The sequence below is a fragment of the Nostoc cf. edaphicum LEGE 07299 genome, assembly GCF_015207245.1.
GTDB lineage: Bacteria > Cyanobacteriota > Cyanobacteriia > Cyanobacteriales > Nostocaceae > Nostoc > Nostoc edaphicum_B.
In genome coordinates this window covers 1-7,708 of record NZ_JADEXF010000125.1, presented here as the reverse complement: position 1 = coordinate 7,708, position 7,708 = coordinate 1, and the positions used below count along the sequence as shown (strand labels likewise).

Annotated in this window: 9 protein-coding genes; 6 read left to right on the top strand and 3 right to left on the bottom strand. The window is 42.7% G+C overall.

Going from position 1 to position 7,708, the window contains the following annotated elements; genetic code table 11:
* On the bottom strand, positions 1-842 hold an 842-nt coding region (locus tag IQ229_RS05665; protein WP_194042041.1), incomplete at its 3' end, for a peptidylprolyl isomerase.
* Positions 843-1,044: 202 nt separating this feature from the next.
* Here IQ229_RS05665 and efp point away from each other — a divergent pair.
* The 3 genes from efp (at position 1,045) to IQ229_RS05650 (ending at position 2,678) form a co-directional block, all read left to right on the top strand.
* Positions 1,045-1,602: an elongation factor P gene (efp, locus tag IQ229_RS05660; protein WP_194042039.1), complete on the top strand. Its 558-nt coding sequence runs from the start codon at positions 1,045-1,047 to the stop codon at positions 1,600-1,602.
* 108 nt (positions 1,603-1,710) lie between these two features.
* The gene (gene accB, locus IQ229_RS05655) at positions 1,711-2,268 is read left to right on the top strand and encodes an acetyl-CoA carboxylase biotin carboxyl carrier protein (protein WP_194042037.1); all 558 of its coding nucleotides are present in this window, start codon (positions 1,711-1,713) and stop codon (positions 2,266-2,268) included.
* A 62-nt stretch (positions 2,269-2,330) separates the two neighbouring features.
* Positions 2,331-2,678: an ArsR/SmtB family transcription factor gene (locus tag IQ229_RS05650; RefSeq protein ID WP_094349905.1), complete on the top strand. Its 348-nt coding sequence runs from the start codon at positions 2,331-2,333 to the stop codon at positions 2,676-2,678.
* 137 nt (positions 2,679-2,815) lie between these two features.
* Here IQ229_RS05650 and IQ229_RS05645 read toward each other — a convergent pair whose 3' ends face one another.
* Positions 2,816-3,427 (bottom strand): GerMN domain-containing protein, encoded by a 612-nt coding sequence (locus tag IQ229_RS05645; RefSeq protein WP_194042035.1) that lies wholly within the window; start codon positions 3,425-3,427, stop codon positions 2,816-2,818.
* Positions 3,428-3,737: 310 nt separating this feature from the next.
* Entirely contained in the window at positions 3,738-5,552 is a 1,815-nt protein-coding gene (locus tag IQ229_RS05640) for a proline--tRNA ligase (protein WP_194042033.1), read from the bottom strand.
* Between the two features lie 150 nt (positions 5,553-5,702).
* On the opposite strand from IQ229_RS05640, the gene IQ229_RS05635 reads away from it, so the two are divergent.
* From IQ229_RS05635 to IQ229_RS05625, 3 genes are all read left to right on the top strand, one after another.
* Positions 5,703-7,085 (top strand): lysophospholipid acyltransferase family protein, encoded by a 1,383-nt coding sequence (locus tag IQ229_RS05635; RefSeq protein ID WP_194042031.1) that lies wholly within the window; start codon positions 5,703-5,705, stop codon positions 7,083-7,085.
* 119 nt (positions 7,086-7,204) lie between these two features.
* Positions 7,205-7,432, top strand: a complete 228-nt coding sequence (locus IQ229_RS05630; protein ID WP_194042029.1) for a type II toxin-antitoxin system Phd/YefM family antitoxin — start codon at positions 7,205-7,207, stop codon at positions 7,430-7,432.
* The coding region (locus tag IQ229_RS05625; RefSeq protein ID WP_194042027.1) for a type II toxin-antitoxin system VapC family toxin at positions 7,432-7,708 on the top strand (277 nt) is incomplete at its 3' end. The genes IQ229_RS05630 and IQ229_RS05625, both read left to right, overlap by 1 nt.

The window sequence follows — 7,708 nt, the reverse complement described above, 5'->3', positions numbered from 1 at the left end:
GGCATATCAACGTAACGACCAGCTTCTTCTAGAGTAATACCATAAGTAGGTGCTTTATCGCCTTTAACTAAAACTTCTAAGGGAATAGCGCGATATTTGCCCGTTGTTGGGTCAATGAAACCCACATCTTTCCCAGCAGGATCTCCAGTTTGGAGAAAGTAAGATTCTTCAGAACGGGTAAATTCTAAGCCATTATAAAAACCCCTCTGTACCAAATCTACAAAATTACCAGCAGTTACAGGGGCGCTATAACCGTCTACGACAAGGGTCAAATCGCCTTTATTGGTTTTAATTTCTACAGTGGCACGACCTTTAAGTTGTGGCAGGTTACTGTACTCAGCAGGCACTTCAAAGGGAAATTGTTTCACCATTGACTCTTCTAGCTGAGTCACGAGATTCAAAAGTTTGCTTCTCTCTTGCAGTATTTGTTCTTTATCTTTGCTATTCGCCAATTCTTGTAATTTACCCACCCCAGATTTCAACTCGGTAATCCAAGCTTCGGCTTGGGGTTGGCGTTCTGCGGGAACGCTTGTTAAGATTTGGGAAGGTTTATCGAGAATGCGGGATGCTTGGCTGATGTCTTTGGAAATAGCACCCCAACGCCGATTGGCCCGCAGTTGAGCAGAGATGTCCTCTAAGCTGCCTTGTAGTTGCCGCACAGGTTTGTTATCTATCGGGAGTGCATACCGCAACAAAGCCTTTCCGTCGGTAATTGCATTGCCGGCTGGCAGTGCGGCGCTACTGGAGGGAGTCCACCCAGCTGTAGTTATGCCTAAAAATATTGTTACCAGCAGTATTGCCATTAGGCTGTTCTTCAGCCAGGATTTTAATAAGTTAAGCATGGGATAACTCAAATGCAGCAGTGAATTGTTGACTGGACGTAACCCATAAATAATCTTCCCACGTTAGGTGATGAGTGGAGCAGAGGTCTAGGGCTGAAGAAAAATGACTAATGACAATGACACTAAACTAATGACAAATGCCCAATGACGACCCTAGAAGGGTACAATAAATGCCGATTGTCTTCCAAAATTTGAAAGTTTCATGATCTCCAGTAACGACTTTCGACCCGGTGTTTCAATTGTATTGGATGGGTCTGTATGGCGAGTGCTTGAATTCTTGCACGTCAAACCAGGCAAAGGTTCTGCCTTTGTACGAACTAAGCTAAAAAATGTCCAGAGTGGGAGCGTTATGGAAAAAACGTTCCGCGCAGGGGAAACAGTGCCGCAAGCCACTCTAGAAAAAAGCACGATGCAACATACCTATAAAGAAGGCGATGAGTTTGTCTTTATGGATATGGAAACCTACGAAGAAGGCAGATTGACTCGCGAACAAATTGGCGATCGCGTCAAGTACCTGAAGGAAGGTATGGAAGCTGAAGTTATTAAGTGGGGCGAACAGGTTCTGGGAGTGGAGTTACCTAAGTCTGTTGTTCTGGAAATTGTACAAACAGATCCAGGTTTAAAAGGTGACACTGCCACAGGTGGCTCAAAACCAGCAACTCTAGAAACTGGTGCAGTTGTGATGGTTCCTTTGTTTATTTCTCAAGGAGAACGCATCAAAGTTGATACCCAGGAAGATAAATATATCAGCAGGGAATAACTTTCATCTCTACGGAGATGCAAGTCCCGCTTGAAATCCCTACATAGGGATTAATTCCCTGCCACACTTAAAATGCTAATTTACGGATAGGTCGAGGTAATAAAAACTGTGCCATTGGACTTTAATGAAATCCGCCAACTACTGGCAACTATCGCACAAACAGATATTGCAGAAGTCATACTCAAAAGCGATGATTTTGAGCTAACAGTCCGTAAGGCTGTGAGCCTTAGCAATCAGATGTTGTCGGTAGGTCAAGGGACTTTAGGCGGTGTGGTAGGTTCAGGCTTGACATCAGGTTCATCTGGCGGAAACCAGATGAGCGGAAGTCAGGTAACGGAGGTGTCCACATCTCGCGTGTTTGAGAATACTGGAACTAGCACACAAATGCAGTTATCAGTAAATCCTCCCTCAACCATTGACCAAAGATTAGTAGAAGTGCCTTCCCCAATGGTAGGAACGTTTTATCGCGCTCCTGCGCCTGGGGAAGCAGCATTTGTGGAAGTGGGCGATCGCGTCCGCAAGGGTCAAACAGTCTGTATCATTGAAGCCATGAAGCTGATGAATGAAATCGAAGCCGAAGTCTCTGGACAGGTGATGGAAATTCTCCTTCAAAATGGTGACGCTGTAGAATATGGTCAACCTTTGATGCGAATTAACCCTGATTAAGTATTAATGTATATATGATGTGAGTCATTGTTAAAACTTTCAGTCCTTGCGGGTCAACCCTGATGAAACAAACGTTGCCTTTACCACCAGAAGTGGTGCAACAAGTAGCTGAATACTTCAGCCTGTTAAGTGAGCCAATGCGCCTGCGGCTGCTACACTTATTACGGGATGAAGAAAAATGCGTGCAAGAGTTGGTAGAGGCAACACAGACTTCTCAGGCAAATGTGTCAAAACACCTGAAGGTAATGTGGCAAGCAGGTATTCTTAGCCGCCGCAGTGAAGGAACTTGCGCCTATTACCGGGTGGAAGATCAAATGATTTTTGAGTTGTGTAATCGGGTTTGCGATCGCCTCGCCACAAGGTTAGAGCAGCAAGCCCGTAATTTTCGCGTGTTAAATAGCAAACGTTAGGTCAGTTGTCATTTGTCCTTTGTCATTTGTGAAAAACTAATGACCAATACTTCGCCTTCTCTACGAGACGCTACGCGAAGTCTCAGTACAAGTGACTAATGACTAATGACCAATGACTAATGACCAATGACCAATGACTAAAGCGGATAATTTTTCTGAAACTGTTCGCGAGTTAGCGGTTGTTGTAACTCTACACCCTCACCGCCTAAAACATCCAACGGTTTGCCGTTCACGTCAATGTATACTTTGGCTTTGGGATTTAAAGTTGTGGCAGTGTAAACAACTTGTCCTACGCGGCCCATCATTGAGGTGCTACCACCACCGCTGGTAAAATCTTCAGATAAATTAACGTGAACCTCATCATTTTCCGTCTTCAATCCTAATAGCTTGGTTCCTTTAGGGATGGTTGTCGAATCTGTCCCTTCTGTTGGGCCTGCTAACAAACTTTGGAAAGCTGCTTCTAAAGGCTGGTTGGGTCGAATAGAAGCGACTTTAACAGGCTGGGGAACCAAAGTAACATTTTTGTTGTTTGATCTTAACCAATAAACATTGGGGGTTTGCTCATTAGCTGGCTGCCTAGTTGATGGCTGTGGTGGCTGTTCAATGCGGCCAGAAGGGTTTGATGGTGTGGGAGTATTGCTGGATTGTGTGGTAAACCAAGCTACACCGCCACCCACCGCTACAACCGCTGCTGACACGGCTGCAATTACGCCTGAAGAAATACGATTAGATCCTTGTTGGTCTTTCATGTTCAAAACCTTCCTAACTGAGGGCTGATATGGTAGTTATGTGAGGAGCAGCCTGGTTAAAGACGATACTTATAAGTAGAGAGTTTCCCACAATCTAAAGGAGACTTAAATGCTTCTTAATTCTGTAAGCCCCTAATTCAATTTTAGAATTTTTATTTCTAATCCGTCACCTACCAAATTATGTAAATTTCGGGGAGTCGGGAGTGAAAAGTTAAGAGTTAGGATTTAGGAGCTAGAAGTTTTGGGCAAAGGGACAAGGGAGACAAGGGGAAATTATTGAACAAGTCTCTCCTTGTCTGTTTTCCATACCCTATGCTCTATGCCCTATTGCTTCTGTAATCCACTGTTTGAGTGTTGTTGTTACTTCATCAATGGCAATTTCTTGAGATTTACGCGTGGCTCTTTCTACAACTTCAACTTTGCCATTCGCGATCGCGCGTCCGGTTACAATTCTATAAGGTATGCCAATCAAGTCCGCATCTTTAAATTTCACTCCAGCACGTTCGTCGCGGTCATCTAATAGGGTTTCAATTCCCGCTTGATTGAGTTCTGTGTAAAGTTTTTGAGCGATTTCGATTTGTTGAACATCCTTAATGTTAGGAATTGTGACGATCGTGTGATAAGGTGCGATCGCAACTGGCCAAATAATCCCATCTTTGTCATAAGATTGCTCGACGGCAGCTTGTGCTAATCGTGACACGCCTACACCAAAACAACCCATCAATAGTGGCTTTTCTTCACCCTGTTCATTGGTATAAGTTGCTCCCATCGCTTGGGAATATTTAGTACCTAATTGGAAGATGTGACCTGCTTCAATTCCACGGGCGCTTTGTAAGGTTTGTTCTGGGTTATGGATGGCGCGATCGCCTAGTCTGGACTTTCGAATATCTACTACTCGCTCTGGTAGTTTAAATTGCTCACCCCAATTAGCACCAACTACGTGATAACCGGCTTCATTCGCGCCTGTAACAAAGTTTTTTAAATCAACGGCTGTTTGATCCACTAAGCGCAAAAATTTGGGGTGAATCTGTTTATTTCCAGTAATATACTCATCTGCGATATCTGGCGCAATGTAGCCTAAAGGTAGAGATTTAGCTGTCCATGCTTGCTGGGCTTCTACATTTGGTACATTCAAACTAATAATAGTTTTAGCACCATACTCAGAAGCTAATTTAGTCAATTCATTTTGCAACTTGACCTCATTAACTTCCTGATCGCCTCGGATGCTCACCAGAACTAACACGGTTATACCATTATCATAAACCGTCTGATAAAGGACATTTTTCACCAATTGAGTCGGAGAACAGTTGAGGAGTTGACAGACCTTTTCAATCGTCTCTGTTCCAGGTGTATCCCGTTTTTCGTAAGTTGTAAACCGTGAGATTTCCGCGTCAATTGGTAAAGAAACAGCCTTTTCTACGTTAGCGGCGTATTTACCATCCTCAGTGTAGAGAACTTCATCTTCACCAGCTTCCGCCAAAATCATAAATTCTGTGGAACCAGAACCACCAATTGCACCAGAATCAGCTTCTACTGCGCGAAACGCTAAACCAGAACGCCGCAGCATATTACTGTAGGCTTTATACATATCCTGGTAAGTTTCTTTGAGGCTGGCTTCATCAGTATGGAAAGAGTAGCCATCCTTCATGATAAACTCCCGTCCGCGCATTAAACCAAAGCGGGGACGAATTTCATCGCGGAATTTGGTTTGAATTTGGTAGAGGTGTAGGGGTAACTGGCGATAAGAGCGAATCATATCACGAGCGATCGCTGTGATTACTTCTTCATGAGTGGGGCCTAATCCTAATTGTTGCTCACGGCGGTCAATTAGGGAAAACATAATCCCCTCAGCTTTGGTATAAGTGTCCCAGCGTCCTGATTCCTTCCATAAATCAGCAGGTTGTAATTGCGGTAAGAGACATTCTTGTGCGCCTGTAGCGTTCATTTCTTCCCGCACAATCTGGGAAACTTTTTGCAATACCCGCCACATTAACGGCAAATAAGCATAAAGACCACTACCGATGCGACGAATGTAGCCTGCACGGAGTAATAATTTATGGCTAGGAATCTCAGCATCAGCTGGATCGTCCCGGAGTGTAACGAATAACATTTGTGACAGTCGCATCGTTGTATAGCCTTTCTTTGATCGCTAATTTCTATGTCAACTAAAGTATGAAGTATTAAGGATGAAGTACAAAGTACACAGCGTTATTTATTTTTCATTTTTACTTGTAGCCTTCCGGCTTTTTGATCGCAATTTTAGGAGAAAACTACTTTGGCAGATGTAATTTATCAAGCACAGCCACCCTTAGAATTTATTCCTCCGGCGTTTAACCCCTTATTTCTACGATTTGTCCATCTGTTGCTACCCAGTTGGATAAACTGGCAAACACCTATTACTCAAATTGAAGCAGACAACGTAGAGGTGCTGGTGGATCTCTATCGCCAATTTCAGGAGGGTAAGATCCGTTTTATGCTGGCATTTCGCCATCCTAAAACAGACGATCCGTTTTGTTTGGCTTACTTGTTATCTCAACTTGTACCAAAGATAGCGCGATCGCAAGGTACAACACTACAACATCCCATTCACGCTCATTTTATCTACGATCGCGGCATTCCTCTCTGGGCAGGTTCCTACGTTGGCTGGATTGCTTCTCATTTAGGTGGTACTCCGATTCAGCGAGGTAAGGCTGACTGGACGGGGTTGCGTTCGGCGCGTGACTTGTTTGCCAATGGGAAATTTCCAATGGCGGCTGCGCCAGAGGGTGCAACCAATGGTTTATCAGAGAATATTAGCCCCCTAGAACCTGGTATTGCTCAATTAGGCTTTTGGTGTGCTGAAGATTTGCACAAAGCTGGACGCGACCAACAGGTTCTAATTGTACCAGTTGGGATTAAATATAGTTACGTTGATGCTCCTTGGGATGCGATCGCTAATCTTTTAAGTGAAATGGAAGCGGCTAGTGGTTTACCTGTGAATGCACCAGAACAAGCTTCTATAGAGTCGCTTTATCCTCGGTTGTTGACTTTGGCAGAACATTTACTTTCGCTTATGGAAAAATTTTACACGAGGTTTTATCATCTAAAGCTGGCAGATATCAAAACAGTAGTAGGAGAAATTGAAGATAGAAATGAAGCGTTAGCAGTTCGTTTGCAAGCTTTGTTGAATGCGGCGCTACTAATATCAGAACAGTATTTTGATTTACAGTCAAAAGGTACTTTAAGTGACCGATGTCGGCGGGTAGAACAAGCTGGGTGGAATTATATATTTAGAGAAGATTTTAAAAATGTAAAAGGAGTATCTGCTGTTGAAAGAGCTTTAGGCGATCGCGTTGCCGAAGAAGCAAATGCACGGATGTGGCACATGCGGTTAGTAGAAAGTTTTGTGGCAGTTTCTGGTAATTATATTCGTGAAAATCCTACAGTAGAAAGGTTTGCTGAGACGACTTTAATTTTATGGCAAATGATTGCTAAAATTAAAGGTGATAAACGTTTACAGCGTCCACAGTTGGGTAAGCAAAAAGTAAAAATTACTGTGGGTAAACCTATATCTATTTCTGAGCATTACCCGGCATATAAGGAAAATCGTTTGGGTGCTAGACAAGCAGTTGCTGATGTAACCAATAATTTACAACACGCGTTGGAAGGATTGATTTGACTATTATGGTAAAATCAGCGACTGAGGACTAGAACTAAGGAAAATAAGTCCAAGGCAAATAACTTACAAATAACTCAAGCAACTTCATACTTGAAATAGTTAATTAAATGGTGATAATCATGCAACAGATTACTATCGATGCAGCATCACAACACTTACACGAATTAATCGAAGCAGCAATCAATGGCGAAGAAATTATTATCACCAAAGATGAGCAACCAGTAATTAAGCTGACTCCGGTGATTTCAGAGAAAAAACGCTCTCCTTTATTTGGTAGTGCCAAAGGTTTGATTACTATAACAGATGACTTTGACGAGCCATTAGAAGAGTTTCAGGATTATATGTAATGCAGGTGTTATTAGATACTCACACTTTGATTTGGTTTTTTCAAGGATATGCACGTTTTAGTGACAAGATGAGACTATTAATTGAAGACCAGAATAATGAAAAGCTTATCAGCATTGTTAGTGTGTGGGAAATGTCAATAAAGCAAAGCATTGGTAAACTAAAACTCAGTTTACCAATTAAGACTTTTATCGAGCAACAGCTAGCATTAGATGACTTTAATTTACTTAATATTAATCTCGAGCATATTGATGTAATTACTACCCTACCATTACAAC